This is a genomic window from Microbacterium sp. LMI1-1-1.1 (genome assembly GCF_040815675.1).
Taxonomy (GTDB): domain Bacteria; phylum Actinomycetota; class Actinomycetes; order Actinomycetales; family Microbacteriaceae; genus Microbacterium.
Genome location: NZ_JBFPNN010000010.1, coordinates 21,390 through 46,845 on the forward strand (window position 1 = coordinate 21,390; position 25,456 = coordinate 46,845).

24 protein-coding genes are annotated in these 25,456 nt (G+C 65.5%); 13 read left to right on the top strand and 11 right to left on the bottom strand.

Annotated features, from left to right (window positions below; all coding sequences use genetic code 11):
* Positions 1-7: 7 nt before the first annotated feature.
* The 5 genes from MRBLMI1_RS15155 to MRBLMI1_RS15175 form a co-directional block, all read right to left on the bottom strand.
* A complete protein-coding gene (locus MRBLMI1_RS15155; RefSeq protein ID WP_367734263.1) occupies positions 8-895 on the bottom strand; it encodes an aldo/keto reductase in 888 nt (295 codons plus the stop codon).
* Positions 896-931: 36 nt separating this feature from the next.
* A complete protein-coding gene (locus tag MRBLMI1_RS15160; RefSeq protein ID WP_367734265.1) occupies positions 932-1,255 on the bottom strand; it encodes a carboxymuconolactone decarboxylase family protein in 324 nt (107 codons plus the stop codon).
* 32 nt (positions 1,256-1,287) lie between these two features.
* Positions 1,288-2,742 (bottom strand): MFS transporter, encoded by a 1,455-nt coding sequence (locus MRBLMI1_RS15165; protein ID WP_367734267.1) that lies wholly within the window; start codon positions 2,740-2,742, stop codon positions 1,288-1,290.
* 84 nt (positions 2,743-2,826) lie between these two features.
* Positions 2,827-4,392, bottom strand: coding sequence for a Na+/H+ antiporter (locus tag MRBLMI1_RS15170; protein WP_367734268.1), 1,566 nt, complete (start codon positions 4,390-4,392; stop codon positions 2,827-2,829).
* A 68-nt stretch (positions 4,393-4,460) separates the two neighbouring features.
* Positions 4,461-5,510 (bottom strand): zinc-binding dehydrogenase, encoded by a 1,050-nt coding sequence (locus MRBLMI1_RS15175; protein WP_367734269.1) that lies wholly within the window; start codon positions 5,508-5,510, stop codon positions 4,461-4,463.
* Positions 5,511-5,637: 127 nt separating this feature from the next.
* Between MRBLMI1_RS15175 and MRBLMI1_RS15180 the strand changes: the two genes are divergently transcribed.
* Genes MRBLMI1_RS15180 through MRBLMI1_RS15190 form a run of 3 tightly spaced genes read left to right on the top strand, consistent with a single transcriptional unit; the run spans position 5,638 to position 7,312 of the window.
* Positions 5,638-6,531 carry a helix-turn-helix transcriptional regulator gene (locus tag MRBLMI1_RS15180; protein WP_367734271.1) on the top strand — a complete coding sequence of 298 codons (894 nt, stop codon included), beginning with the start codon at positions 5,638-5,640 and terminating at the stop codon, positions 6,529-6,531.
* On the top strand, positions 6,528-6,950 hold the full coding sequence (locus MRBLMI1_RS15185) for a (R)-mandelonitrile lyase (RefSeq protein WP_367734273.1): 423 nt from the start codon (positions 6,528-6,530) through the stop codon (positions 6,948-6,950). Before MRBLMI1_RS15180 ends, MRBLMI1_RS15185 begins: the two co-directional genes overlap by 4 nt.
* Entirely contained in the window at positions 6,947-7,312 is a 366-nt protein-coding gene (locus MRBLMI1_RS15190) for a DUF2255 family protein (RefSeq protein WP_367734274.1), read from the top strand. Before MRBLMI1_RS15185 ends, MRBLMI1_RS15190 begins: the two co-directional genes overlap by 4 nt.
* Before the next feature lie 83 nt (positions 7,313-7,395).
* Here the strand turns inward: MRBLMI1_RS15190 and MRBLMI1_RS15195 are convergent, their stop codons facing one another.
* The gene (locus MRBLMI1_RS15195) at positions 7,396-8,424 is read right to left on the bottom strand and encodes a helix-turn-helix domain-containing protein (protein WP_367734275.1); all 1,029 of its coding nucleotides are present in this window, start codon (positions 8,422-8,424) and stop codon (positions 7,396-7,398) included.
* 185 nt (positions 8,425-8,609) lie between these two features.
* Between MRBLMI1_RS15195 and MRBLMI1_RS15200 the strand changes: the two genes are divergently transcribed.
* Positions 8,610-9,656 (top strand): alpha/beta hydrolase, encoded by a 1,047-nt coding sequence (locus MRBLMI1_RS15200; RefSeq protein ID WP_367734277.1) that lies wholly within the window; start codon positions 8,610-8,612, stop codon positions 9,654-9,656.
* Between the two features lie 35 nt (positions 9,657-9,691).
* On the opposite strand, the gene MRBLMI1_RS15205 is transcribed toward MRBLMI1_RS15200, so the two are convergent.
* The 4 genes from MRBLMI1_RS15205 to MRBLMI1_RS15220 all read right to left on the bottom strand — a co-directional run bounded on the left by MRBLMI1_RS15205 (position 9,692) and on the right by MRBLMI1_RS15220 (position 13,222).
* Positions 9,692-10,642 (bottom strand): SDR family NAD(P)-dependent oxidoreductase, encoded by a 951-nt coding sequence (locus tag MRBLMI1_RS15205; RefSeq protein WP_367734278.1) that lies wholly within the window; start codon positions 10,640-10,642, stop codon positions 9,692-9,694.
* Between the two features lie 117 nt (positions 10,643-10,759).
* Complete coding sequence (locus MRBLMI1_RS15210) at positions 10,760-11,518, bottom strand: SDR family NAD(P)-dependent oxidoreductase (RefSeq protein WP_367734279.1); 759 nt, start codon at positions 11,516-11,518, stop codon at positions 10,760-10,762.
* Between the two features lie 23 nt (positions 11,519-11,541).
* Complete coding sequence (locus MRBLMI1_RS15215) at positions 11,542-12,366, bottom strand: NAD(P)H-binding protein (protein WP_367734280.1); 825 nt, start codon at positions 12,364-12,366, stop codon at positions 11,542-11,544.
* A 121-nt stretch (positions 12,367-12,487) separates the two neighbouring features.
* Positions 12,488-13,222, bottom strand: coding sequence for a TetR/AcrR family transcriptional regulator (locus MRBLMI1_RS15220; protein WP_367734282.1), 735 nt, complete (start codon positions 13,220-13,222; stop codon positions 12,488-12,490).
* A gap of 364 nt (positions 13,223-13,586) precedes the next feature.
* Between MRBLMI1_RS15220 and MRBLMI1_RS15225 the strand changes: the two genes are divergently transcribed.
* The 5 genes from MRBLMI1_RS15225 to MRBLMI1_RS15245 are packed head-to-tail and all read left to right on the top strand — an operon-like array spanning position 13,587 to position 20,128.
* Entirely contained in the window at positions 13,587-14,912 is a 1,326-nt protein-coding gene (locus MRBLMI1_RS15225) for an MFS transporter (protein WP_367734284.1), read from the top strand.
* A gap of 49 nt (positions 14,913-14,961) precedes the next feature.
* On the top strand, positions 14,962-15,801 hold the full coding sequence (locus MRBLMI1_RS15230) for a class II fructose-bisphosphate aldolase (protein ID WP_367734285.1): 840 nt from the start codon (positions 14,962-14,964) through the stop codon (positions 15,799-15,801).
* 10 nt (positions 15,802-15,811) lie between these two features.
* Positions 15,812-17,290 (top strand): FGGY-family carbohydrate kinase, encoded by a 1,479-nt coding sequence (locus MRBLMI1_RS15235; protein WP_367734287.1) that lies wholly within the window; start codon positions 15,812-15,814, stop codon positions 17,288-17,290.
* On the top strand, positions 17,287-18,735 hold the full coding sequence (locus tag MRBLMI1_RS15240; protein ID WP_367734288.1) for an FGGY family carbohydrate kinase: 1,449 nt from the start codon (positions 17,287-17,289) through the stop codon (positions 18,733-18,735). Before MRBLMI1_RS15235 ends, MRBLMI1_RS15240 begins: the two co-directional genes overlap by 4 nt.
* A gap of 10 nt (positions 18,736-18,745) precedes the next feature.
* A complete protein-coding gene (locus MRBLMI1_RS15245; protein ID WP_367734289.1) occupies positions 18,746-20,128 on the top strand; it encodes an FGGY family carbohydrate kinase in 1,383 nt (460 codons plus the stop codon).
* 105 nt (positions 20,129-20,233) lie between these two features.
* Here the strand turns inward: MRBLMI1_RS15245 and MRBLMI1_RS15250 are convergent, their stop codons facing one another.
* Entirely contained in the window at positions 20,234-20,989 is a 756-nt protein-coding gene (locus MRBLMI1_RS15250) for a GntR family transcriptional regulator (RefSeq protein ID WP_367734291.1), read from the bottom strand.
* A gap of 184 nt (positions 20,990-21,173) precedes the next feature.
* Here MRBLMI1_RS15250 and MRBLMI1_RS15255 point away from each other — a divergent pair, with 184 nt between their 5' ends.
* From MRBLMI1_RS15255 to MRBLMI1_RS15270, 4 genes are all read left to right on the top strand, one after another.
* Complete coding sequence (locus MRBLMI1_RS15255; RefSeq protein ID WP_367734292.1) at positions 21,174-22,538, top strand: ABC transporter substrate-binding protein; 1,365 nt, start codon at positions 21,174-21,176, stop codon at positions 22,536-22,538.
* Positions 22,539-22,605: 67 nt separating this feature from the next.
* Positions 22,606-23,562, top strand: coding sequence for a carbohydrate ABC transporter permease (locus MRBLMI1_RS15260; protein ID WP_367734294.1), 957 nt, complete (start codon positions 22,606-22,608; stop codon positions 23,560-23,562).
* On the top strand, positions 23,559-24,452 hold the full coding sequence (locus tag MRBLMI1_RS15265; RefSeq protein ID WP_367734296.1) for a carbohydrate ABC transporter permease: 894 nt from the start codon (positions 23,559-23,561) through the stop codon (positions 24,450-24,452). The genes MRBLMI1_RS15260 and MRBLMI1_RS15265 overlap by 4 nt, the downstream gene beginning before the upstream one ends.
* A complete protein-coding gene (locus tag MRBLMI1_RS15270) occupies positions 24,449-25,447 on the top strand; it encodes an alcohol dehydrogenase catalytic domain-containing protein (protein ID WP_367734300.1) in 999 nt (332 codons plus the stop codon). Before MRBLMI1_RS15265 ends, MRBLMI1_RS15270 begins: the two co-directional genes overlap by 4 nt.
* Positions 25,448-25,456 lie beyond the last annotated feature (9 nt).

The window sequence follows — 25,456 nt, forward strand, 5'->3', positions numbered from 1 at the left end:
GTGAGGGTCAGGCTTCGGGGATTTCGCGGTCGTAGTACGAGTCGCTGGGCTGGTCGGGGTCGGGGCCGCCGCGCACGCCGGTGTTGAGCGCGTCGATGCGGGCGAGCTCGCCGGGGGTGAGTTCGAAGTCGAACACGGTGAAGTTCTCCTGGATGCGTGCCGGATTGGTGGATTTGGGGATCACCGACCGGCCCTGCTGGATGCCCCAGCGCAGCATCACCTGGGCGGGTGATTTCGCGTGTGCACGGGCGATGTCCGCGATGGTGGGATCGCCGAGAACACTGCGGCGCTCGTCGCCACCCCACCCGGGGTAGAAGGTGATCCCGCCGATGGGTGACCATGCCTGGGTGAGAACGCCGGCTTCGGCGTTCGCGGCCTGAACGGCCGGCTGGGTGAAGTAGGGGTGCAGCTCGACCTGGTTCACGGCAGGCGCGATCTCGGTCTCGGCGAGGAGGCGGTTCAGGTGGTGGGGCATGAAGTTGCTGACGCCGATGGCGCGCACCTTGCCGTCTGAGAGGAGCTGCTCGAGAGCCTTGTACGCCGCGATGGTGGTGTCGAATCGGGGGGGCATGGGCTGGTGCAGGATCAGCAGGTCGAGGGTGTCGATGCCGAGCTTGCCGGTGGCCTTGTCGAACGCGTGGAGCGTCTGGTCGTGCCCGTAGTCGGTGACCCACACCTTGGTCTCTATGAACACAGCGTCACGGTCGATGCCGGAGGCGCGGAGGCCTTCCCCGACCTGGCGTTCGTTACCGTAGGCGGCGGCGGTGTCAATGTGCCGGTAGCCGACACGCAGGGCGGTTTCGACTGCGGCTGCGGTCTCCTCTGGCGGGCTCTGGAACACACCGAGGCCCAGTGCGGGGAGAGTGACGCCATTGTTGAGGGTGAAATCGATCATGAGTGACTCCTTCGTGGGCGGTCTTTGCGGGAGGCTTCAGTGGGTGGGTTCGGCGAACACCTGCTGGGCGACGGTGATGGCGCTCATCGCGCGCGGCCAGCCGGCGTAGAATGCGAGGTGGATGATCACTTCCTTCAGTTCGGCCTCGCTGAGACCGTTCTGACGGGCGATGCGCAGGTGCCCGACGAGCTGCTCGGTAGACCCGTTGGTGATCAGGGCGGCGACGGTGATCAAGCTGCGATCCCGGGGCGTCAGGCCGGGGCGTTCCCAAATGTCTCCGAAGAGCACCTCATCGGTGAGTTCGACGAGTTTGGGGGCGAAGTCGCCGATGGCGCGTTGTGCGGGGGTGGGCTCAGACATGACTGCGGTCCTTTCGTGGGATGGGCTGTGATCTAGCTGGCCCGAGTTATCGCATCGTCGGGTGCGGCTGAGCGACGACGGAGGGCGGCGGCGCCGGGGGCGACCAGCGCCAGCACGAGGATGAGGCCGGCCAGCAGGAAGGTGCTTCCCGTGGTGAGTGCCGCGCTCGCCTCGGCGGTGACGGTGACCGCTGTCGTGGTGGTGGCTCCGGACACGGCGGTGCCGGCAACGGCGACGATGATGCCCAGCCCCAGCGAGGAGCCGACCTGGTGGAAGGTGTTCACCACGCCGGACGCTGCGCCTGCGTCGGAGGCGGTGGCGCCGCTGATGCCGTAGGTGGTCAGGGGGGCGAAGGCGAGGCCTTGGCCTGCGCCGATGAACAGCATGGGCAGGGCCACGGCGGTGAGGTAGTCGCTGGTGGGGGTGATGCCGCTGAGCCAGAACATTCCCGCGAGGGTCAGCACAACTCCGGCCAGCAGGGGGAGGGTGTTCCCGAACCGGCGTGTGAGGCGGGGGATTGCCAAGGCGACGGCGAAGTTCACGAGCGTCATGGGCAGGAACGCGAGTCCCGCCTGCAGCGGGGTGAACCCGAGAGCTTCTTGCAGGTATTGGCTGGTGTAGAAGAAGAACCCGATCATCGCGCCGAGGTACAGCAGCCGGGTGAGGTACGCGCCGGTGCGCACCCGGCTGGCGAACAGCCGCAACGGCATGATGGGCTGCGCGGCCCTGGCCTCCGCGGCGACGAACAGGACGAGCACGACGACGGCGACCCCGAAGCCGGTGAGGGTGGGGATGCTGGCCCACCCGAATTCGGCGGCGTACAGGATCGCGAACACGAGCGAGCCGACGCCGCTGGTGGAGGTGATGGCACCGGCGATGTCGAATCGGCCGGGCAGTTTCGGTGTGCGGGGCAGGAAGCGGGGGGCGAGGATCAGCATCGCCAGTCCGATGGGGACGTTGATGAAGAACCCGGCGCGCCAGGAGATCCAGGACGCCATCGCACCCCCGACGACCAGGCCCAGGCTCGCGCCGATGCCGGCGGTGGCGGAGTACCAGGCCACCGCGCGGGAGCGTTCCTCGCCTTGGAAGGTCGCGGTGATCAGCGACAGGGCAGATGGGGCAACGATCGCGGCGCCGATGCCCTGAATGGCTCGGGCGGTGATGATCCACCAGCCCGCGGGGGACAGGGCGATGAGCAGGGAGGCGACGGAGAAGACGATGAGCCCGAAGATGAACACGGGCTTGCGGCCGAGGATGTCGCCGGCGCGGGCACCGAGTAGCAGCAGGCCTCCGAAGACGAGAGTGTAGGCGTCTTGTACCCAGGCGAGCTCCGTGCCGGTGAGCTGAAGATCGGATTGCAGACTGGGCAGCGCGGTGAAGATAACGGAGTTATCCAGCAGGATCATGAAGTAGCTGACGAGAATGATCGTCAGGATCGCGCCCTTATGGAGTGGTGTGGTGCGGATCGCACCGCTTGTGGAGGTCATCGGTTTCCTTCCCACACCTATGTCAGCACCGGCAGTATGCCGGTGGCAGTGGCGGGTGTCCCAGGTACTGCCGGAACCCCCCTCCTATTCGAGGAGTTCGGGTTGGCTTAACCGCAGCGCTTCACGATCGAGCCGTGATTGCATGATCCGTAATGTCGTGTCATTGATCGTGGCTTCGTCTCGAAGGCGGATAACCACGCTGCGTTTGCGTTCCAGCATGGCCAACCGCAACCGTGTGTACTGTTCATCGCGGATCGCCACGGCGCTGCTCTCGTCGTGGTCAGTGGCGTCCATGACCTGCAGATGCTCCCGGTATTCGTCGAGGACGCGGTCCCGAACCGGATCGTCGACGCCGAGCTGCGCGGCGAGGGCGGCAGCGGCGTTCACGGCTTCCTCGGTCGCGGTGTGCTCGGCGGTTGCTAGTTCGTCGCCAAGGGCCGTGTCTGGCGCGAACTCGGCCCACCGGACCACCGGTGGCAGTAGCACACCTTGAACGACAAGGGTGAGGATCACTACCGCGGTGGCGACGAAGATGACTTCTGCACGTCCGGCAAGGGCGGCGGGGACGGCGAGGGCGACGGCCAGGGAGACGGCGCCGCGGAACCCGGCGACGGCGGAGACCACGCGGGCGCGGTAGGACATTCGGCGTGCTCGCTGAGACGGGCGGCGGTCTAGTAGCCGAATTGCGTAGATCGTCACCGTTTGGAAGACGAACCGGATTGTGATGATGGCGCCCCACGCCAGCACAGCCAGTGCGACCAGAGCGGGGATCTCCGTGGTGGGGACGGCGCGGATCGCCGATTGCGCTTCGATCCCGATGAGCACGAATAGTGCGCCGTTGAGAAGGTTCGTGCTCAACGACCAGAACGCGAAGGTTTGCTGTCGCGACTGGGGGGTGCTGATACGCGGGCCGGTTTGGCTGAGGATGAGCCCGGCGATCACGACAGCGATCACGCCGGACGCGTGGATGAGTTCGGCGAGAAGGAAGGCGACGAACGGGATGACGATGAGCGCGGTGTTGTTGACGATGGGGTCTGCCATGCGCCGGAGCAGTCGGGTGCCGGCCCAGCCGGTGATGGCGCCGATGACCCCACCGCCGAGGTAAGCGATGGCGACCAGGCCGGTGATCTGCCACCCGGTGAAGGCGATATGGCTGACAGCGGCACCGACGGCGATCGAGTAGATCACGAGGGCGGTGCCGTCGTTGATCAGGCTTTCCGCGCGGAGGATGGTCATGTTCCGGTGTGGCAGGGTGCGCGCCATTGCACCGACGGCGGTGGCGTCGGTGGGGGCGAGTGCGGCTCCCAGAATCAGAGCGGCTCCCCATCCCAGGCCGAGGGCGACGCCAATACCGGCGACACCGAACGCGCTAGCCACAACGAGCAGCGTGCTGAGGATGAGGATGCCGCGCAGATCTCGCCGGATTTCACGGAGCGATGTTGTGAGAGCTTCCCAGAACAGCAGAGCGGGCAGGAACAGCACCAGCACGGCTTCAGAGGGCAGGTGAATCTCGCGCACGAGGGGGATGAACCCCGCCAGCAGCCCCAGGGCAAGTTGGAGAAGTGGAGCCGGTACCCGGATTCGTGGACTGAGCCATACGCCGCTGAGAACCAGCGCGCCGACCAGCACGATGACTTCAAGAGCATCCATGGTTTCTCCGTCGCGGAGCTCAAGGCCCCGGCCGAAGGGGACGGCCGGGCCTTGAGCGCAGGGTCGGCTTACGGGGTGACCATCACCTTGAGGGCTGTCCGGTCGTCCATCGCCTGATATCCCGCCGGCACTTCGGTGAGGGTGACGGTGCGGTCGAACACGCGGCCCGGGTTGATCTGTCCGGACAGCACCTGCGGGATCGCGGCCTCGATGTAGGCACGCACGGGCGCGGGGCCGCCGGCGAGGCGGGCGTTCTTGCCGAACAGCGATCCAAAGCCGATGGGGGCTTCTTCGTACTGCGGGACACCGACTCGGGAGATGATGCCGCCGGGGCGGACGATGCCGTAGGCCTGTTCGTAGGCGGGCATGTGACCGACCGCCTCGAGGACGATGTGGGAGCCTTCACCGTTGGTGAGGTCCATGACCTTGGCGATGCCGTCGTCTCCGCGTTCGGCAACAACGTCGGTGGCACCGAACTCGACACCCAGGTCGGTGCGGGCCGTGTGGCGGCCCATCAGGATGATCCGCTCCGCGCCGAGCTGCTTGGACGCGAGCACCGCGGACAGTCCCACCGCACCGTCCCCGATGACGGTGACCGTCTTCCCAGCCTGCACGTCACCCATGTGGGCGGCGTGGTACCCGGTGAGGTACACATCGGAGAGGGTGAGCAAGGACGCCAGCATGCTGTCGTCTGCGGTAGCGGGGTTCAGGTCCGGGACCTTAACGAGGCTGCCGTCGGCCAGGGGGATGCGGGCAAGGCTTGCCTGCAGGCCGCCGGTCTCGGCCGAGCCGTACCAGCCGCCGTGGATACACGCGGTCTGGAGGCCTTCGCGGCAGAACACGCAGGTGTTGTCCTGGAACGCGAACGGCGCGATGACGAAGTCGCCTGGCTTCACCGTGGTGACTTCCGCACCGATCTCTTCGACGACGGCGATGAGTTCGTGTCCCATCGGGCTTGCCTCGCTGGTGGCGTCCATCAAGTGGTACGGGTGCAAGTCGGAACCGCAGATGCAGGACCGCACCGTGCGGACGATCGCGTCGGTCGGGTTCTTGATGGTTGGGTCGGGGACGGTCTCGACGCGCACGTCGCCGGCGCCGTACATGAAAGTGGCAAGCATGTGATGAGCTCCTCGGTTCTCGGGGTGGTTCCAGACAACCGCTGTCGGGACGGGTGGGGGAGTGGCCAGTGTGCCCGGTACTGACAGACCCTCCCGCACGGGTTGCGGGGCGCGTACCGTCAGGGACATGGATCACCGCAGCGAAGTGCGCGAGTTCCTCTCCACGCGCCGAGACCGCATCACCCCCGACCGGGCCGGACTGCCCGCGTTCGGTGGGAACCGGCGCGTGCCGGGGCTGCGCCGAGAAGAGGTCGCTCTCCTTGCGGGAGTGAGCGTGGACTATTACACCCGCCTGGAACGAGGCGATCTTTCCGGAACGTCCGAAAGCGTGCTGGACGCCCTGGCGCGCGCTCTTCGACTGGACGACGCAGAGACAGCTCACCTGTTCGACCTCGCCCGTACCGCAAACACGTCACCGGGAACACGGAAGCCCCGTAAGCGGGCGGAGAGCGTTCGCCCGAGCATCTTGCGCCTGCTGGACGCCATCACCGACGCGCCAGCGATGATCCGCAACAACTACTTCGACTACGTCGCTGCCAACCCCCTAGGCCGCGCCCTGTACTCGCCGGTGTTCGCCGAACCCTGTCCGAACAACGCCCGCTTCACGTTCCTCAATCCGGCTGCACCCGATTTCTACGTGGATTGGGAGAAAAACACGCAGGAGCTGGTGGCAACCATGCGGGGGGAGGCGGGCCGGAACCCGTACGACAAACGCCTCACCGATCTTGTCGGTGAACTTTCCACCCGGTCGGAACGGTTCCGCACCCTCTGGGCGGCCCACAACGTCCGCTACCACCGCACCGGCATCAAACGCCTCCGCCATCCGGTCGTCGGTGACCTCGAGCTCACCTATGAAGCATTCGAGCTGCCCGCTGATCCCGGTCTCTCGCTCGCGACCTACACGGCCGAACCTGGGTCACCGTCGGCTGACGGTCTAAGAATGCTCGCAAGTTGGGCGGCATCCTCCCCCGAAAATGGTCCCGCCACCTTCCCCGTCACGGCAGAAAAGAGCCCCGAATGAAGATCGAGCCCGCAGCACCGACGGTGAAGAATCCTCCCGAACAGTTCGCGGGGGACGTGTGGGTGGATGTCATCGCCGCACCCCACGATGACGACCAGCGGATGACGGTCGCCGCCGTGCGATTCGCGCCCGGCGCCCGCACCGCATGGCATTCACACGCCCGGGGGCAGTACCTTCGTGTCACTGAGGGAGTGGCCCGCTTCGGTCAGCGGGACGGTACCGTCCTCGAGGTGTACCCCGGACAGACCCTGTACACGCCTCCCGGCGAGGACCATTGGCACGCTGCGGCGCCGGACTGTTTCATGGAACACATTGCCATGCTCGAATCGGCAGACGACCCGGCGGGCACCACCGTCTGGAAAGAACACATCACCGAGGACCAATACGCCGGCCGCAGCGCGGACGGGGCCACGCGATGACCGAGTGGACCAGTGCTGAGCTGTCCAACCTGGCCCAGGCGTACGAGGTGCGCGTGGCGGGCCGGCGAGGCGACGGCTCCTCACGCACTCTCGTCATCGTCTGGCACGTCGTCGTCGATGGTCAGCTCTACCTCCGATCGGTCAACGGCCCCGATGGTCAGTGGTACAAGGGTGTTGCCCGCTCCTTCGAGGGTTTCTTGCGGTGGGGATCGTCGACACGCGCTGTCACTTTCTCACTCGACTCCACGCGTGACGGCGTAATCGACGCTGCCTACGAGCAGAAGTATGGTACGGGCTCGGCGACCCGGGCGATCACGAGTGCTCTGGCACGACAGACCACGTTGCGCGTCACCCCGCGCTGACGGCTGCTGACCGATGTGGGGCGGAGCACGGCTGCCTTGTCCACAACGCGTCAGTGACGGCGAGACGTGAGGACGCGAGGCGGTTAGGGTGAGGGTCGGTCGCCGGGTTTGGGCGTGTGAACGTGGTAGAGCATCACGGCAACGGCGAGCCGGTGCCGTCCTAATGGTGTTCGTGGGTCGTACCCGAGGAGCCCGGGCAGCTTCGTCAGTCGCGCGTCGACCGTTGAATGATGCTGTCGTGCCGCAGAGGCGATCTTTCGCAGACTATCGCCGTCTGCGAGAGCCCTCAGTTGGCTGATCGACCACCCGTGATCGAGCGCGCGACGCACCCGGCTCACTTCGAGGCTGGTGACGTCCGAGGTGGTTTCAGAGGCACCGTCGACGGCCAGAAGCAGCGACCCGAGGTCATCCGCGGAGAATGCGCTCTGCGAGCCTCCCAGGCGCATCGCGATTAGCGCGTGCCGCCAGGAGATGTGGAGGGAGGATGCCCGTGCTCGGGTTCCGACCCCACCGACGGCTTTCCAGCCGCCCTCGTCTCGGATGATGGCGCCCCACGCCGGGCCGTGGAGGGTGTTCATGAGAACGTGTGGGCCGGCGAGTGGGGGCGCCTGAGACAGGGGAACTGCCACTGCTTTGAAGTAGCCTTCTGGCTCTAACCGCAGTCGTGCTGCTGCGCCCCGTCGCTGCTCGGGGGGGTCGTTGGGGAGGGGCGGGGTGAGCAGAACTTCAACGGCTGACGGTGCCGGGTCACCGCGGAGCAGGGTATCGTCGGCCAGCTCAACGGCCACCGCAAGCCTGTCCAGGATCATCGGCGCGGTAGGGACGGATGCGGGTGTGAGCGTCAGCCACACAGTTCCTCGCGCTCCCACGACGGTCCGGTCCTGGGTCGCGGGTGGGGGTTCGGTCGCGGCAGCGACACCGGAGGGAAGGTAACAGTAGCGTTGTGCGGCGGAATCATAACCCACGATTGATTTCGACAGCAGTGCTGCCTCCCGCACTAATGTGACGATGGGCGCCTTCGACGTCGTGAGCCGGTCGAAATATTCAATGATGAGGATGTCCCGACGTGATGTGGGATCCAGGGCGGCAAGCCGCCCCGCCAGCTCACGCATAACACCTCCTCGGGTCAGCGAAATGGCGATCCCCGGCTCGGGAGTGCGCCGACGCAGCGACAGTACACCGAACACCCGACAAATGTCGGATGGGCAGTTCGGTACAGGTTGAATCTGTCGGATGCCCGGGCGCAAACGCGCGGGCAAACTATTGCGAAACCACAGTGTCGTGGCAAGGAGAGATCATGACCGATAGCCAGCCGAGCGAGACGGACAAAAACCAGACCCGCCTCAAGCAGGTGAAACCGCCGGCTCCGGAGAGCGTGAGTGAGCAGGCGCGACGCTTCCTGAACGTGGAAGCCCAGTCTTTCGGAGCCGCTTATCCGGCAGCGTCGGATACGGCCGCATGGCTAGCGCTGGCCGAGACGATGGATGCTGCTGTGGGCCCCTACCTGGAGTCGCTCCTGCCGCCGGCGGATACCTTCGTCGTCTCCAGTGCGGACGTGGGTCCAGTGAAGAACTACGTCATCCGCCCCTCGCACGTCGACGAGGCGGAGGATCTGCCGGTCTTCATCGAGATCCACGGCGGGGCTCTCTATCTTGGGCAGGGTGAGCTTGCGTGGATGGCAGCGGCCCCGTACGCGGTAGGGCGCGGCGGGATCACGTGGGCGCCGGACTACCGCCTGCCACCAACTGACCCGTACCCGGCGGCGTTGGATGATGTGCTCGCGGTGTATAAGGCTGCAATCGCCGACGTGGGTGCGTCGCGTGTCGTGGTCAGCGGCTCTTCTGCGGGCGGAAATCTTGCCGCCGCCCTGCTGGTGCGCGCGAGAGACGAAGGACTGCCGATGCCGGCCGCCCTCGTGCTGATCTCACCCGAGCTGGACCTGACCGAGTCTGGGGACTCGTTCGCTACCAATAACGGGATCGACGCTCTCGAGTCGCTGATGGCGGTCAATGAGCTGTACGCCAACGGAGTCGACCTCCGACACCCGTACGTGTCGCCGCTGTTCGCTGACGTCACCGGGTTCCCGCCTACGTTCCTGCAGACCGGTACACGCGACGTGTTTCTGTCGAACACCGTTCGGATGCACCGCCACCTGCTGGAATCCGGTGTGGAAACGGAGCTCCACGTGTTCGAGGCGATGCCGCACGGGGGCTTCGGTGGAACCACTCCCGAGGATGCGGCGCTGGCCGCTGAGATCTGGCGTTTCGAGGCGGTGCATCTGTCCCGTCGCCGTGGCAGCAGCGCGGACCTGGCGCACACCGACCAGGATGGCTTGTCCCAGTGACGCACGGCCGCGCTGCTGCCAACTGACGGGAATGCTCAGCGGGGGAACCGCTCTCCCACGAGTTTTTCGCTGTGCTCCCAGAGCGCGCGGGCACGGTCGGGATCCTGCGCGGCCGACGTCACAGCGGCGAAGTCGTTGGGATCGTCGTTAACCGGGGAGACCGCGCAGTCGGCGCAGTAGCGACCGCCGATCTCGTTCATATCGGCAACGACGGCCGCCCATACCGATGACGCGGCGCCCTGCGCGGCGGTCTTCCGGATGCCGATCACGCCCTCGGGTGCTTCGCCAGGAGGAGGGGTTCGCTGGTCGGCGGGCAGATGACGTTCGAGGTTGGATTGCACTGATCCGGGGTTCACCGACACCGCACGGATCCCTTCGCCGCGGTGGCGCTGGTCGAATTCGACAGCGAACAGCGCGTTCGCGGTCTTTGAGCGGGCATACGCAATCATCGGGTCGTAAGGAGTGTTCTCGAAGTTCGGGTCAGAGAAATCGGCATCGGCGAAACGGTGCGCCACCGAAGAGAGCACAACCACACGCGTGCCCTCATGCATGAGGGGCACCAGCCGGTTCACGAGAACGAAGTGGCCCAGGTGGTTGACACCGAACTGGGTTTCAAATCCGTCGGCGGTGTGTCCGAAAGGTGGGAGTCCGACGCCGGCGTTGGCGATCATGATGTCCAGCGGTGCCGCATCGGACAGGAGACGGTCCGTGAAGGCGCGCACGCTGTCAAGCGATCCCAACTCCAGCTCCATCGCCTCGAATGTCCCCCCGTTGACGGCACCCGCGGCCTGGATCTGGGCGGACTCGGTGGTGACTTTGCTGAGATCGCGGACGGTGCCGATCACGTCGGCGCCTCGCGCGGTGAGTGCCCGCGCGGTTTCGAGACCGATCCCCGATGACGTACCGGTCACCAGGGCACGCTTTCCGCGCAGGTCCACGCCCGCCAGCACGTCATCGGCGGTGGAGGTGGCATCAAATGTGGTCATGGGATCTTCCTTCTCTCGTCCGTTTGCATGTGAATTGCTGGCCGTGCGTTCCGGGCACCTGGGCGGAGGCGTTTTACCAAGACGCGCCGGTCATGTCGGTGGAACCGACAGGTCCGCTCAGTCCTGATGGCTGGTCATCGACACCTCGGTGGCCATCCAGCCGCCGTCGACGGTGATCTCTTCGCCCGTCATGTACGCCGCCGCCGGGGAGGCGAGGAATGCGATCGCTTCGCCGACCTCTTCGGCCAAACCGATGCGCCGAAGCGGTGACAATGGGAACGAGCCTTCTCCCGGCTGAGCCCCGTGGATCGACGTCATTGGTGTGTAGATCACACCGGGGTTGACGATGTTGACGCGGATCCGGTCCGGTCCGAGCTCGGCCGCGGCGATCTTGGTTAGGCCCCGAAGACCCCACTTCGAAGAGCCGTACCCGGACACGCCCGTCACTCCGGTGAGTCCTGTGATTGACCCCACGTTGATGATCGAACCGCCGCCGGCGCCCCGCATGCCGGGGATCACGGATCTGATGCCCAGGAATGCGCTGGAGAGGTTCGTGCGGATAATCCGCTCGAACTGCTCGAGGGTCTCCTCAGCGATGGGTGCGCCCCCCGAGACCCCGGCGTTGTTGACCAGAACGTCGATCTTCCCGGCCTCGGTCATCACCTGCTCGATGACGCGTTCCCAGTCTTGCTCCTGCGTGACGTCATGTCGGATGAAGGTTGCACCGAGGTCGGCCGCAACCGCGACGCCCTGCTGCTCGCGGCGAGCCGTGATAAAGACTCGCGCACCTCTATCGATGAGAAGCCGGGCGGTCTGCTCCCCAATCCCGCTGTTGCCTCCGGTGACGATGGCCACCTTGCCGTTCATGTCGTTCATGGATCTGTTCCTTCTGATAGTGCTTAGCGAGCGTCCCAGACGCCCGTTTTCGCGGTGCGAGCCGCGTAGTCGCCGAAGTCGGTCGCGGGGCGTCCCAGCGCTTCCTGCACACCGTTGCGGAGCTGCTCATCAGGAGCGTCCGACGCGGCAGCAAATCCTTGCGCCTCCTCCACAGACATTCCCCGCGATACCAGAAGCGCCGCGTAGTCATTGGGGGACAGGTTCGTGTAGGGGATCTCCCGCCCGGTGGCACGAGCGATCTCGCCGGTCGCCTCCTCGAACGTCATCTGGCGCGGGCCAGTCAGGTCATAGCTCTTACCGTTGTGCGCCGCACCCGTGAGGGCGGCAACAGCGACATCGGCAATGTCATCGACGTCGACGAACGCGAACCGTGTGCTCCCGAAGGGCAGTTCGAGCCGGCCCGCCTGAATGCTCTCCCGGAAGTTCAAGAAGAAGTCCTCGCTGAAGTTCTGGTTGAACCATCCCGGCCGGACGATGGTGTACTCCATTCCTGAGCGGACGACGGCTTCTTCAGCGACCGAATCCGGCCCGTACACGCTCAGCAGTACGACGCGCTTCACCCCGGAGTTGCGGAGGTGTGCGATGAACGCCGCGATCTGTTCTTGGTCTTCGAGACCCCCGGCGCCAGGGTGAACGACGTAGGCCCTGGCCACGTCATCGGTGACGGCAGTCCACGTTTCCTGAGCGTTCCAGTCGAACGCGGGGGAGGAGGACCGGGTCGCGATGCGGACCGGCGTGCCGCTCGATGTCAATCTCTCGACGACTTTGGCGCCAGTCTTGCCGGTACCGCCTACGACGAGCGTGAGTTCGTGTTCGGGATTGCTCATGTATTTATCCAATCGGTGAGCGTGCGTTTTCGTTGGGCGCGCGGATAGCGCCCCGTCGCAGTGGACGAGGCGATGGGCACGGTTAGGGGTTAACAGCCGGCGAACAATCGGATCGCGGCTTTCATGCTGGATGCGGGGTGTGGTCTGCCTCAGGATGGCTCTCGACCTCGTGACGGGGTGCCCGCTCATCGCTCGGTGACGGTTGCCCCGACGATGGCGACGAAGACTCCGGTGGGGCGTCATCGAAGCCCGCGAGAAGGTGCATGGCGGTGCGCGCTCGGGCGCGAATGTCCGCCGTGTCAGCGCCGCGCTCGAAAGCAGCAGTCGGGTATTTCAGCATCGCCCAATGCATGACGGCGCCGGTGATCGCCACGATGAGCTCGGAGATCTCCTGCGTGTCCGCAGCCTCGCGTCCTTGTGCCTTCAGCCGGGCGGCTACGAGTTCGGTTAGGTCATCCATCAGGGTGGCGAAGTTGCGGGAGGTGCGCGACGCAAGCTCTGGCTCCTGGCGTAGCAACAATGTGCGCTTCGCGGCGAGTTCTGCGAGCTCGGGCGACTGTGGGGCGTCCCGCGCACATATCCCAATGATCTCCGTGAGAAGGTCGCCCGCACTTCCGCTGACGAACGCCTTCGCTGCGGCCGGGGAGGGGCCACTCAACGCGTCCCCGAGGACAGCCGCATCCTTCGAGGGGAAGTAGTTATAAAACGTTCTGACTGAGATCGATGCTTGCCCGGCGACCGCTTCGACCGTGACAGCGTCGCTGCCGCGGGCAAGCGCCATATCAACGGCAATCTGCTGCACCCTCAGCGCCGTCGTCTCGCGCCTGACCGCGCGCATCCCAGTCAAGATCGCCACCCCAGAACACCGATTTGCATACGTGCAATATTGCACGCGTGCAATTACTTGTCAAGGCGACTCTTCCCCCAGGCGGTCCATTCTCGGGCTTCATAGACGAGAACCGCCCTGGCCAATCTCTGCCATACCGTCGCCACCCCGGACGAATATTCAGCCCGACCTATTCATCAGCGAACGGGGCGGGATCTGAGCCTACGAGCGCAGGACAGCAGGGGATCAACGACTCGATGACTGTTGCGGCGGCGCAGTTCTAGACTGACGGCGTTGCTTCTGGTACGTACAACACGTACAGTATGTCCAGCGCCTCATGGCGCGGGCTACCGCCATCGACGGCGGATGTCGCGGAGATGCGAGGAGCAACAATATGTCGACGACGACCACCATCCGTAGAGGACGGCCGCGCGAGAACCGGCTGATTGAGAAGCTCGGGTTGCCGAGCGCTCTCCTCTGGGGCTTCGTCGGGCTCCTGCTGTTCATGATCGGCGACGGGGTGGAGTCGGGCTACATTGCCCCCTACCTCGCGGACAACGGCGCCGGATCCGCAACCAATGCGGCCGTGATCATCTCCGTCTACGGTCTGCTGGTCACCATCGGCTCCTGGCTCGCTGGGGCGCTCTCAGACGTCTGGGGCCCGCGCCGGGTGATGATCATCGGACTCGGCCTGTGGGCGGTCTTGCAGGTCCTCTTCCTCAGCATCGCGCTGCCAACACAGAACTTCACCCTGATGCTCGTCATCTACGGTCTGCGCGGAATCGCCTACCCGCTCTTCGCCTACGGCTTCCTCGTCTGGGTGCTGGGGGCTAGCCCTGCCCACCGACTCGGTTCCGCCGTCGGCTGGTTCTACTTCGCCTTCACGGGCGGCCTTCCGACCCTCGGCTCCCTCGTCGCCAGCGGGTCGGTCCCCCTGATCGGGCCGTACCTCACGTTCTGGGTGGCGCTCGGTCTCGTCATCCTCGGCGGCATCATCACCCTCGTCGGTTTGCGCAAAGCAGAAGGCGGAGGCCGTCTCGCAGCGCCCGACGTCTCGACCGGACGCAGCCTGATCAACAGCGTCGCCATCGCCTTCACCAACCCGCGCGTCGGACTCGGGTGCCTGGTGCGCGTTGTGAACACCGCGCCGCAGTTCGGACTCTTCGTCTTCTTCCCGACGATCTTCGCCGAAGACCTTGGATTCGGGACGTCCGGCTGGCTTCAGCTGGTTTTCGTCCTCGGCGCAGCGAACATCTTTGCCAACCTCTTCTTCGGCGTCCTCAGCGACCGCCTCGGCTGGCACCGCACGCTTCGCTGGTTCGGCTGCATTGGCTCTGCGGTCAGCGTGCTCATGTTCTACTTCCTCCCCCAGGTCGCCGGCGACCAGTACTGGGTCTCGGTCCTCTGCGCGGCACTGTTCGGTGTCTCCCTCGCGGGCTTCACCCCCATCTCCGTCCTGATGTCCCTCATGGCCCCCGGACAGAAGGGCAACGCCATCGCCGTGCTCAACCTCGGCGCCGGCGCAGCGACCTTCGTCGGGCCTCTCATCGTCGCTCTTTTCCTCAACCTTGTCGGCGGAGCGGGCGTGACCATCATCTTCGCGGCCCTGTACGTGCTCGCCGGTGTCGCCGTTCGCTGGCTGAGGGTCCCCGAGGACGCACAGGAGTTCATCGACGCGGGCCAGCCGTTACAGGCCCCCATCGCCGGCGACACCAATTAAGAGTCAAACCTCGCCAAGCCGCCCACGACACACTCGACAAGGAACACACATGCCTCTCGTCAGCGGACTCGACGTCATCAACGACTGCACCTCACGCGGCCTCGTCGCCGGTGCGTTCAACACCACCAACATCGAAACGACGATGGGGATCATCGCAGCCGTAGAGCGCACGAACGTGCCCACGTTCATCCAAGTCGCCCCCACGAATGTCGCGCTGTCGGGTTACGAGTACATCTACGACATGGTCAGCCGACGTCTCGCGGACACGAACGTGCCCGTCGCCCTGCACCTCGACCACGGAAAGACGCTCGAATCGGTCGAGGGTGCACTGGCAGCCGAGTTCACGTCGATCATGATCGACGCCTCCGAGGAGCCCTACGAAGAGAACCTGCGGATCTCGCAGATCGCCCGAGAACTGACGCCTGGGTCCCTCGCGCTCGAGGCCGAGCTGGGCAGCATCGGCGGCAAAGAAGACGACCACGGGCCCGAGCAGGAGCTCAGCACGAACCCGTCGCAGGTAGCCGACTTTGTCGGAGCCGTTCGCCCCGACATGCTCGCTGTGTCGGTCGGCAACGTCCACGGGTTCGCGCCGGACGCCCGTATCGACTTCGACCTGCTGGCGCAGGTGCGCGATGCGAGCGCCGTCCCCCTGGTCATCCACGGCGGGTCGGGGCTGCCCGTCGAGCAGCTCGGCAGACTTTCCGAGTTCAACGTGGTGAAGGTCAACGTCGCCAGCGACCTCCGAAACGCCATGATCAAGACGTTCGGGGAGGCCTATGTTGCTAACCCCAACGAGGTGTCGCTCATCCGGGTGTCGAAAGACGCCGTTGCAGCGATCACTGACGTGGTCGAGCGTCGTATCCACATGCTGAACCCGCGCATCTCCTGAGGCAAGGGACATGACCGCAACCGTCACCGTTGACGTGGGCACCACGGGCGTCAAGCTCTGTGTGTTCGCAGAAGATGGCGCCGTGCTGGCCTCCGACAGTCACCCCACTCCCACAAGGAGAGACGCGTGGGGGGAGGTGTACGACCTCCCCGCACTGTTCGAGCTCCTCGAGGTGTTCGTGGGCGGTCTTGGAGCGACCCTGCGGGCGGAGGTGCGGAGGATCGCCTTCGCGGGGACTGGCGAGTCGGGCGGGTTGGTGCGAGAAGACATCTCTCTCGCATCGCCGATGATCCTGTGGCACGACCACCGCGGTGCGGACTACCTCGCCACTCTCCGCCCCCAGGACCGATCACTCATCTACCGGGTGACCGGGCTGCCTGCGAACGCAAACTACGGCATCTCCAAAGCGGCGTGGGCCCACGAGCACGCCGTCGACGCTGATGGTGCCCTGTGGATGAATCTGGCCGAGTACATGGCCGCGTCATTCACCGGTCAACGTTGGTCGGAATGGTCGCTCGCTAGCCGCACCCTGGCACTGGATCTCCGGACACGAACGTGGTCTGACGCCGTATGCGCCCTGTTCGGTCTGTCCGTTGCTGACTTCCCCGAGATCCGACCCGCGAGCTACGGCGCGCCGCTGCTCGAGCATGTGGCGGCCGAGCTCGGCCTGCACCCTGAGACCCACGTGCACGTGGCCGGCCATGATCACATGGTCGGAGCCGTCGCGGCCGAACTGAGTCGGGGCGAGGTTCTCAACTCGACGGGCACCACAGAGGGGATACTCGTCCTTCAGGAGCGGGCTTCGCTCGAGAAGACGTTCGAGGAGAGCAAGCTCGCCAACGGCATTGCTTGCACCGCAGAATCGAACACCCTCTTCGCGTCCATCCCCACGGGCGGTTCGGCCTTCGCGACGCTCCAGAGCCTGACGAACCTGAGCGAGAGCGACCTGATCGCCCTAATGGATGAGCTCCTCGAGGATTACCTCGGAGGACGGATCGAGCTCGAGCTCATCCCCGTCGTCGTCCCCCAGTTCCGCGGCGCGCCGCCGCCGACCAAGAACGCTCTCGCGCGCGGCCTTATCGCCGGCGTGCACTCCGACACATCGGAACGCGACCTCGTCTTCGCAACGTTCCTTGGACTCGTCATGCAGTTCGCGGACGTCCTGGACCTCTTCGGTATCGAGCCCCGGCTGGTGAAAGTCATCGGGCCGGCGAGCCGCAACAGACTGTGGATGCAACTCAAAGCAGATTTCCTCGGCGTCTCACTCGCCGCGTCCCGCTTCCCAGAAGTCGTGTCGCGCGGCGCACAGCTCCTCGCTACGCAGCGAACCGTGTCCTGGAGCGATCTGCAACCGTTCCACATCGAGCCCGACGCACACCGACACCAAGCGCTGGCGTCCTGGGCGCGCCGACACCGGCCGGTGTGGAACCATCTTCTCGCTACCCCTGTTGTCAGCGAGCCCGCACCCCTGCTGAGGAGGGTCACATGACGCTGGTAGCTGGGATCGACTCTTCGACCCAATCCTGCAAGGTCTCCGTCCGCGACATCGAGACCGGCCGTGAAGTGCGATGCGGGAAAGCCGCGCACCCGCCGCTCACCGTCGTCGACCCGAACGTGTGGTGGGACGCCCTCCTCGCAGCCGTCGAAGACGCTGGCGGGCTCGAAGACGTCTCCGCGATCTCCGTCAGCGGTCAGCAGCACACACCGATCTTCATGGACGACCTCGGCCATGCTGTGAGCCCGTCGCCGCTATGGAACGACGTCGGGTCCCACCCCCACATGCTCGCCCTCAACGAGGAGCTCGGCGCGGACGAGTGGATTCGCCGCACAGGCCTTCCACTCACCCTGTCCGACACGGTCGTGAAGCTCCGGTGGCTTCGAGACACGAACCCCCTCGCTGCGCAGCACACGGCGGCGGTGGCCGTTGTGCACGACTGGTTGACATGGCGGCTGATGGGCTTCGGCCCCGGAACGGGCGGCATCGACCGGCTGGTCACGGATCGCTCCGAGGCCAGCGGCACGGCCTACTGGTCCGGGGACACCAACGACTATTGCGACGACCTGTTCGAACTCGCGCTCGGCAAGTCCGCAGTCCTCCCTCGCATCCTCGGTCCGCAAGACACCGCGGGCTTCACCGCGCGGGGGCTGCCCGGTATCCCCGCCGGTATCCCCATCGGGGTGGGCAGCGGCGACAATGCCGCGGCGGCTCTCGCCCTCGGGATCGAGGAGGGTCAGACCGTCCTCTCCCTCGGCACGTCGGGAGTCGTGTACGCCAGATCCCCACACACCGTCCACGACTTCGGCGGCTATGTCTGCAGCTACGCAGACGCCACGGGCGACCACCTCCCGCTGGTGGCGACCCTCAACGCCGCCCGCAACTTCGATGTCGGCTCCCGTCTCCTCGGATGTAGCCACGCCGAGCTGTCCGCGCTCGCCCTTCAAGCTCAACCAGGTGCCGGCGGGCTCACCCTCCTCCCGTTCTTTGAAGGCGAGCGAACGCCCGACCTACCGCGAGCACGAGGGTCGCTTCTCGAGGCGTCGCTGGAGAACCTCACGCGAGCGAACTTCGCCCGTGCCGTGATCGAGGGAACCATTGCGAGCCAGGTGTACATGCTCGAGGCCCTCGCATCGCGGGACGTCGAGACGCATGAGCTGATTCTCATCGGGGGAGCAGCCCAGAGCCTCGCTGTCCAGCGCGTCCTGAGCGAAATGGTGGACGTCCCCATCTCCGTACCCGAGCCGGACGAGTACGTGACGAAGGGAGCGGCGATGCAAGCGGCCGTCACTGTCGATGGGGAGTTCCCGAAATGGGAGTCGCATCTCTCCGCGCTTCCGCGGGAGCCGCATCAGGAGCAGATCGCTCTGCAGCACCGCAATGCGAAGAAGACGATGGGATACATCGAGTCGTCGAGAGAGGTAGCGCCGCTGACGTAGAGCGCAGCGAGTGGCGTGGCTGCAACAGAATGCCGAGAATAAGAGCAGCCCCTTAAGGAAGGCATCAGTGGGAAGCGGACTGCGCGGAACGGTCGCCTGCGGCGTCGACATCGGCAGCACCAATCTCAAGGTAGTGCTCCTTGACGATGAAGGGACCATTGTTCGTCGTGCACGAGTGGCGACACCGAGAGACGCCGCTGGCCTGTCTATAGACACCGCGGCACTGATGCGAAGCCTCGAGGAGATGATCCTTGCCGCCTGCGGCGACGCCTACGCAGTCGCCGCAGTGAGTGTTGCCGGCATCGGTGAGGACGGCGTCCTGGTCGACGGCAGCATGCGGGTACTCACGGACGCGCTTTCGTGGTTCGACCCTCGCCGCAAGCGCATCTTCCGCAGCTTCAAGCGGGCACTGCACGACGATGAGCTCTTCGACGCCTACACAGACCCCGCACGGACGATGACGGGATGGAAATGGTCGCGTGAGCAGCAGCTCGACGCAGCCGCAACACATTGGTTGGCGGTGACAGACTTCCCCGGCAGCCGATGGTCGGGTCGAGCCTTCATGAGCGACACTCTGGCCTCTCGGACCGGCGCGTGGCGCACCAGCGACCGGAGCTGGGACCGCGAACGCGTAGAGCTGACACTCGGCACCATGAGCCTCCTCCCGCCGGTCTTAGCTGCGGGGGAAGTTGTCGGTAACCTCCGCATACCTTCGCTGCTGGCCGCCGGGGTTGTCGTCGATTCGGCTCTGGTGGTGGCAGGTGGGCACGATCATCCCATCGGCGGGTGGGGTGTCCACCAGCTGAGCCCAGGTGCGGTGCTGGACTCCATGGGCACAGCAGAAGTCGTCGTCCTGCAGGCGCCGGAGCAGCAGCATCATCGACAAGAGGGTGTCGACTTCGCCCCGGGAATTCGCTCCGACGGCCGGACGCTGATGCGCGTCGAGGAGCTCAGCAGGAACGTGGCATGGGCGTCACAAGATCCAGACGTCGGGCGGTGTATCCGCGCGCTGATCGATGGGGGCCTTAAGCCCGCCTCCGTCTTGCAGGCGAGGCATTTTCGGCCGGGTGGTCGTGGGGGCGGCCGGCCGTCCTATTCCCTGGACGCTCCGCGTGACGCACATGCGCGAGCGTCCGCCGTGCTCGGCGCCCTGGCAATTGCCGGCGCCGAAGCGGTAGAGGCTGTTCGAGCGGAGGCAACGACAGTGCCCGTCGTACGATCAGCAGGCGGGTGGTCGAGGTCGCCGGGTTGGCTTCGAATCAAGGAGTCAGTTAGCGGCTACGCGGCCGTGCCCGTCGGCGAGCCGGAAGTCACGGCCGCCAGTGCGGCGCTACTCGCGGCGACCGCCCTCGGCTGGTCGCCCGATCCAAAGATGATCTTTTCCGGCGCCTAGCTCCAACTCAGTCCGCGGAGCCTCCGCGGCTGGCCGGCGCAAACCCCAGCTGCCTGAGACCCGGGAGCACTTGGCGTTCAACGTCTAGCCGCTGTGTGGAGCTCGTCAGACTCCAGTGCTGACTTCGACCTCGAGGGGCACCACGTCGGTGAGGACCCACGTCTCGTAGTAGTCGAAACACAGTCCGTTCTGGTCCCACGATGAGGAGCGGATGCGGAGAGTGGGGTGCGCGACCGGGATGCCCAGATGCGAGGCCACGTCCGTCGGCGCGGCCAGGGCGTCGAGGACGCGACGTGCACGGTGGGGGATGTACCCCGCCTGGCGCAGCGCACTGTTCACCGATCCGTTGCCGTTCAACACGTCCGCGGCGTTCGTGACGACCGGACTCACTTCTCGCGGGAACCAATTCGTGCTGAACATCGCCTTACTGCCGTCCCGGGAGCGCACGCGCGTCAGGGCGAAGACCTTCTCCCGCGGGTCGATGCCGAAGGCGACTCTGACGTGCTCTGCCGGTGAAACGAAGGCCGCGTCGAGCACTTCTGTCGCGACACCGGTATGGCCGTGGCGCACCTGGTTCTCGAGGAAGCCCTGATGGTCCTGCACGGTCCACCCCAGCGCTTCCCCTGGCACGGTGGCGAAGACGCCTCGCCCGGGCACGCGCTTCGCTAGCCCCTGCTTCTCCAGGCTTTGCATCGTTTGGCGGACGGTTGCGCGGGACAGGCCGAACGCGCGGCAGAGTTCCAGCTCGCTGGGAAGGCGCTCATCCGCGAGGTAGTGGCCCTCGAGGATCTGCCCTCGCAGGATGCTCACGAGCTGCTCGTAGTACGGGACGGGCGATTGTCGCTCGATGGTGTCGGACACCGTCACACTCCTTTGCGTGTTGGAGACACCTCGCAAATCGACGAATCGTTGCGGTATGTACGTACAGCCTAGACATACCGGTCTGTGTGCGCTACCTTCAATTTCGCGCCACCGGCGCACGCACATCGCACTCAGCACCGAGAGCGATCCAGCAGTCAAACGAGGAGGTTTGCACGTGGTCCACGTGAACTGGAAAAAGGGACTCGCCGCCGTCGGCGTCGTGGGTCTGTCAGCCGGCGTCCTCGCCGGATGCAGCGGGGGCGGCAACGGCGCGTCCGGCGACGGGGACGTCACGATCACCGTCGCCCTGGCGGCCAACCCGCAGATGCAGACGGCGGAGTCCCTCATCTCGGACTTCGAAGAGAAGAACCCCGGCATCAAGGTCAACTTCACCGTCCTGCCGGAGAACGAACTTCGCCCGGCCGTGACGAAGGACGTCTCCACCAACGCGGGGCAGTACGACGTCGCGATGATCGGCAGCTACGAGGTCCCGATCTGGGCCGAGCGCGGCTGGATCGTGCCGCTGAACGACTACGCCAGCGCCGACACCGCTTGGGACGAGGCTGACCTGACCGAACCCATCAAGAACATCGTCTCCGCCGACGACACCCTCTACGCGGCACCCTTCTACGGCTCATCCTCCTTCCTCATGTACCGCAAGGACCTGGCAGAGGCGGCCGGAGTCACCATCCCCGAGAACCCCACCTGGGATCAGATCCGGGCCGCGGCCGAAGCCATGGACGACGACGCCGACGGTGTCTCGGGCATCTGCCTCCGCGGGCTCCCCGGATGGGGTCAGAACCTCGCCGCGATCACCACCGTGATTAACACCTTCGGCGGACAGTGGTTCAACGAGAATTGGGACACCGAACTCACCTCGCCCGAGACGAAAGACGCGGTCCAGTTCTACGTGGACCTCCTGCGTGACTACGGTCAGCCCGACGCCGCGGCCCAGGGCTGGGAAGGCTGCCTGCAGTCCTTCAGCCAGGGCAAGTCGGCGATGTGGTACGACGACACAGTCTTCGCCGGCTCCGCCATCGACCAGGCGGCCACGCCCGAGATCGCCGACAACATCGCCTTCGCGATGGCGCCCACCGGGCCCGCGGACATCGCGTCGGGTTGGCTCTGGTCCTGGGGTCTGTCCGTGACCAAGTCCAGCCAGAACCCCGACGCTGCATGGAAGTTCATCTCGTGGGCAACCAGCAAGGACTACATCAAGCTCGCCGGTGAGAAGGCTGGCTGGGACGCGATTCCTCCGGGCTCGCGCAAGTCCACGTACGAGATCCCCGAGTACCAGGAAGCGGCCGCACGGTACGCCGACCTGACGCTGAGGTCCATCGAGGCGGCCAACCCCCAGCAGCCGACCGAGAACCCGGTCCCGTACAGCGGCGTGCAGTACGTCCAGATCCCGGAGTTCGTCGAGATCGGCGACTACGTCTCGCAGCAGATCGCCGGCGCGATCAGCGGCTCCCAGACCGTCGACCAGGCACTCGAGGACAGCGAGTCCTACACCAGCGGCATCATCTCCGACGCCGGGTACGGGAAGTAACACCCCTTTCGGTGGCTGCCCCGGGCAACCGGGGCAGCCACCCCCTTCCTTCCTCGAAAGAGCACTCATGAGCACAACTGCCGCCCCACCGGTCGAGGAAACCACGAACGTGGTCGCCATCGAGCCGGTCGCCGCACCGCCAATGACCCGGGCCGAGGCCTGGAGACGACGCGGGCCGCTGCTGCCCGCGCTGGTCTTCACGCTGGTGCTGACGCAGATTCCGTTCCTGCTGACGCTCATCTTTAGCTTCCAGCGCTGGCGTCTGCTCGGCTCGGGAGAAACCTCCGTCAACTGGGGCCAGAACTACGTCTCCGTCGTCACCGACGGCACCTTCTGGCAGTCCGTCGTGAACACCGTCGTCATGACGGGGGGCACGACCATCGCGTGCCTCGTCCTCGGCCTCATCATCGCCATCTTTCTCAACCACGCATTCCCGGGACGAGGACTGGCTCGCACGCTCGCGATCACACCGTTCTTCGTGATGCCCGTCGCCGTGACGCTCTTCTGGAAGTCGGCCATGTTCGACCCCAGCTTTGGCTTCTTCGGCTTCGTCTCGAGGACCCTCGGGCTCCCCACAGTGTCGTGGCTCTCCGAGCAGCCGATGGCCGCGCTCATCATCCTCCTGACGTGGCGCTTCGTGCCCTTCGCCATGCTGATCCTCATCGCCGGTCTGCAGAGCGCTCCGCAGGACCAGCTCGAAGCTGCGCAGATGGACGGTGCGGGGATCGTCGGACGCTTCCGCCACGTGACCCTGCCGCATCTGCGACCCTTTATCGAACTCGCCGCGCTGCTGCTCGCGATGAACCTCATCCAGACCTTCGGCGAAATCGCACTGCTCACCGCCGGCGGCCCGGCCTTCGCCACGACCAACATCACGTACTACGTGTACCTGACGGCATTCAACTCGTTCGACTTCGGACAGGCCTCGGCCCTCGGCATCGTCGCGCTCATCCTCACCATCGCGCTCGTCATGCCCATGCTGCGCCTGCTGTCGGGCATCTTCAAGACGGAGGGACGTCGATGACGACGCAACTGACGCACACAAGCGTCGTGGTCACCGGGAGCGCGAGGAAAGCCCGCCAGGGCGAGCAGGCGCGCTCCGCTCGAAAGCGCTGGACATCTATTGGAATGGCAACGGGCGCCTGGGTCTGCAGCCTCGTGCTCTTCTTCCCCATCGCCTACATGGTGCTGAAGAGCTTCCAGACGGAGACGGTGGCCGCATCAGCTGTCCCGCAGCTGTTCTTCGTCCCCACCTTCGAGCATTACGTCGAGGCGTTCGACGCCGGGATCTGGTCGTTTGCGTTCAACTCCTTCATCGTGACGGCCGTCTCCACCATCCTCGTCGTCGCCTTGGCGTTGCCCGCCGCGTGGGCACTTTCGGTCCGGGCCATCAAGAACCCGCAGGACTCGCTGTTCTTCTTCATCTCCACCAAGATGATGCCGATTGCCGCCGGCATCATCCCGATCTACGTCGTCGCCAGCCAGCTCGATCTGCTGAACACCACGACCATCCTCGTCATCCTCCACCTGGGTATGAACTTGCCCCTCGGTATTTGGATGCTGCGGTCCTTCATGCAGGAGATCCCGAACGAGATCCTGGAAGCCGCCGCCGTCGACGGAGCCAACTCGTGGCGCGTGGGGTATTCCATCGTCCTTCCGCTCATGCGACCCGGCATCGCCTCGACCGCACTGTTGTGCGCCGTCTTCTCGTGGAACGAATACTTCTACGCGGCCAACCTCACCACCACCAACTCAACGCTGCCGCTGTTCCTGCAGAAGTTCTTGAGCTTCGGGGAGCTGTACACAGCTCAGGTCGCAGCCGTGGCTACCCTCGTCAGCATTCCAGTCATCATCGCGGGCTGGTTCGCACAAAAGTCCCTTGTCCGTGGTCTCTTGTTTGGAGCAGTGAAATGACGACCATGCGCGCAGCAGTACTCGACGGTGCCGGCGGCATCGACATCAAGGAACTCCCCGTTCCTGTCCCGGGCGAAGGTGAAGTCGTCATCGCGCCGGTGGGCACAGGAGTCTGCGGAACGGACCTGCACCTCGCGTCCGGTGACTACCCCCACGGCCGGTTCCCCGTGGTCCCCGGGCACGAGTTCGCGGGCTACGTCACCGCCGTCGGTGCGGGGGTGACGAAGTTCAAGGAAGGCGACTACGTCGGAGTCAACCCGAACGTCTCATGCGGTGTTTGCCAATGGTGTCAGCGTGGAGCGACCAATCTGTGCGTCAATCTCCGCCCGGTTGGTGTCGCGGTCGATGGTTCCGTGGCCGAGTTCGTGTCCGTACCCGCCCGGATCACCTACCCGATCAGCGAGAAGATCACCCATCAGGCGGCACCCCTCATCGAGCCGTTCGCCTGCGTGCTGCATGCGCTCGAGCGCGTTCCCGACTGGTCAAAGCAGGAACTCGTCATCTTCGGTGCGGGCTCCATCGGACTCATGGCCATCATCCTCGGACGTGCGGAGGGTGTCAGCGGCATTCGGGTCGTCGAGCCCAACCCCGCTCGGCGTCAGGCCGCGGCCGACCTCGGAGCCCTGCAGGCCGTCGCCTCAGCCGACGAGCTGAACGTCGATGGATTCGACCTCGCTCTCGACGCGAGCGGCCACCCAGCTGCCATCGCGCAGGCCATCTCGTCGCTCGGGCCCCGCGGTCGACTCATCCAGATGGGAGTGGCGTCGCCCACCGCCACCATCGCGCTGAGCCCGTACGACGTCTTCGCCAAGGAGATCAGCATCATCGGCTCCAACTCGCTCGCCGAGAAGTACGAGGAGTCCGCCGAGCGCATGATCGACCTGCAAGGTGAACTCGCAACGCTGGTGACCTCCACCTACAAGCTGGAGGACTACGCGCAGGCCATGGACGCGGCCACACGTCCCGACCAGATCAAGGTTCAGGTCGTCTCCTGACCGGGCCGC

Bases quoted from the DNA above. Each gene is read 5' to 3' on its own strand.
- MRBLMI1_RS15155 (WP_367734263.1), bottom strand. From the start codon at position 895: ATGATCGATTTCACCCTCAACAATGGCGTCACTCTCCCCGCACTGGGC.
- MRBLMI1_RS15160 (WP_367734265.1), bottom strand. From the start codon at position 1,255: ATGTCTGAGCCCACCCCCGCACAACGCGCCATCGGCGACTTCGCCCCC.
- MRBLMI1_RS15165 (WP_367734267.1), bottom strand. From the start codon at position 2,742: ATGACCTCCACAAGCGGTGCGATCCGCACCACACCACTCCATAAGGGC.
- MRBLMI1_RS15170 (WP_367734268.1), bottom strand. From the start codon at position 4,392: ATGGATGCTCTTGAAGTCATCGTGCTGGTCGGCGCGCTGGTTCTCAGC.
- MRBLMI1_RS15175 (WP_367734269.1), bottom strand. From the start codon at position 5,510: ATGCTTGCCACTTTCATGTACGGCGCCGGCGACGTGCGCGTCGAGACC.
- MRBLMI1_RS15180 (WP_367734271.1), top strand. From the start codon at position 5,638: ATGGATCACCGCAGCGAAGTGCGCGAGTTCCTCTCCACGCGCCGAGAC.
- MRBLMI1_RS15185 (WP_367734273.1), top strand. From the start codon at position 6,528: ATGAAGATCGAGCCCGCAGCACCGACGGTGAAGAATCCTCCCGAACAG.
- MRBLMI1_RS15190 (WP_367734274.1), top strand. From the start codon at position 6,947: ATGACCGAGTGGACCAGTGCTGAGCTGTCCAACCTGGCCCAGGCGTAC.
- MRBLMI1_RS15195 (WP_367734275.1), bottom strand. From the start codon at position 8,424: ATGCGTGAGCTGGCGGGGCGGCTTGCCGCCCTGGATCCCACATCACGT.
- MRBLMI1_RS15200 (WP_367734277.1), top strand. From the start codon at position 8,610: ATGACCGATAGCCAGCCGAGCGAGACGGACAAAAACCAGACCCGCCTC.
- MRBLMI1_RS15205 (WP_367734278.1), bottom strand. From the start codon at position 10,642: ATGACCACATTTGATGCCACCTCCACCGCCGATGACGTGCTGGCGGGC.
- MRBLMI1_RS15210 (WP_367734279.1), bottom strand. From the start codon at position 11,518: ATGAACGACATGAACGGCAAGGTGGCCATCGTCACCGGAGGCAACAGC.
- MRBLMI1_RS15215 (WP_367734280.1), bottom strand. From the start codon at position 12,366: ATGAGCAATCCCGAACACGAACTCACGCTCGTCGTAGGCGGTACCGGC.
- MRBLMI1_RS15225 (WP_367734284.1), top strand. From the start codon at position 13,587: ATGTCGACGACGACCACCATCCGTAGAGGACGGCCGCGCGAGAACCGG.
- MRBLMI1_RS15230 (WP_367734285.1), top strand. From the start codon at position 14,962: ATGCCTCTCGTCAGCGGACTCGACGTCATCAACGACTGCACCTCACGC.
- MRBLMI1_RS15235 (WP_367734287.1), top strand. From the start codon at position 15,812: ATGACCGCAACCGTCACCGTTGACGTGGGCACCACGGGCGTCAAGCTC.
- MRBLMI1_RS15240 (WP_367734288.1), top strand. From the start codon at position 17,287: ATGACGCTGGTAGCTGGGATCGACTCTTCGACCCAATCCTGCAAGGTC.
- MRBLMI1_RS15260 (WP_367734294.1), top strand. From the start codon at position 22,606: ATGAGCACAACTGCCGCCCCACCGGTCGAGGAAACCACGAACGTGGTC.
- MRBLMI1_RS15265 (WP_367734296.1), top strand. From the start codon at position 23,559: ATGACGACGCAACTGACGCACACAAGCGTCGTGGTCACCGGGAGCGCG.
- MRBLMI1_RS15270 (WP_367734300.1), top strand. From the start codon at position 24,449: ATGACGACCATGCGCGCAGCAGTACTCGACGGTGCCGGCGGCATCGAC.